The organism is Streptomyces sparsus (assembly GCF_054776295.1).
Window position 1 is genome coordinate 1 of record NZ_BAAHCA010001391.1, and the last position, 893, is coordinate 893.

The following is an 893-nucleotide window of genomic DNA, read 5'->3' on the forward strand; positions in this document are numbered from 1 at the left end:
CCCGACGCTCCGGCGGGGCCGCCTGCCGATGACCGTCTCCGGCGACCGCTGCCGCCGCCCGTGCGGGCGGGTCGGCCGCGTCCTGCCCCGGCGGCTACACGGACGCGGCGGGACCGCCTCCGGAGAACCAGGTGGGCTCGTCCGCAGCGGCCTGTTTGACGCGGCTCAGCCCGAACTCCTCCAGTTCGGGCAGCGCGTCGGGGGCGAACCAGCCCACCTCGAGCGACTCCTCGTCGTTGACGCGCGCCTCACCACCGACCGCGCGGCAGCGCAGCGTGATGTCGAGGAACTGGCAGACGTCACCGTTGACGTACTGGATGGGCTGCCGCGTCTCGACGAGCACGACCCGTTCCACCACGCAGTGCACGGCCGTCTCCTCGAAGACCTCGCGCACGGCCGTGTCCGCCGGTTGCTCACCCGGTTCGCAGATGCCGCCGAGCACCGCCCAGCGACCGGTGTCGGCACGTCTCCCGAGCAGCAGCCGCCCCTGGTCGTCGTAGACGAGGGCGGTGACACCGGGCAGGAAGAGCAGTTGCTGTCCGATGTGGGTCCGCAGTTCGCGGATGTACTCGGGAGTCGCCATGCGGTGAGCCTACGCGGCCGACCGGCGCACCTCGGCGCGAACCGGGGGCGCATCGTTTCTGCGCATGCTGTCCACATTCGTGACCCCAACCGTTACGGTAGCCGTCGAAGTCACCGGCCGTACGGGGCGTCCCGCGGCGGGAGTGTTCGGGGGGCCAGATGGCGTCGTCGGTGCGGACGGCGGACGGACAGCGCAGCCGGGTGGTGCCCGTGCTCGCCGGAGCCGCCCTGCTCGGCGCCACCGCGGGCTGGGCGCTGCTGGTGTCGGCCGACCGGGAGGCACGCCCGGAGGGTGTGCTGCTCGCCGTGCT

General features: G+C 73.0%; 1 protein-coding gene. It reads right to left on the reverse strand.

Features of this window, described 5'->3' with window-relative positions:
- Positions 1-94: 94 nt before the first annotated feature.
- On the reverse strand, positions 95-583 hold the full coding sequence (locus tag ACYVE9_RS28625) for an NUDIX hydrolase (protein ID WP_461030795.1): 489 nt from the start codon (positions 581-583) through the stop codon (positions 95-97).
- Positions 584-893 lie beyond the last annotated feature (310 nt).

Coding starts and splice junctions, on each gene's coding strand:
- ACYVE9_RS28625 (WP_461030795.1), bottom strand. CDS start 583: ATGGCGACTCCCGAGTACATCCGCGAACTGCGGACCCACATCGGACAG.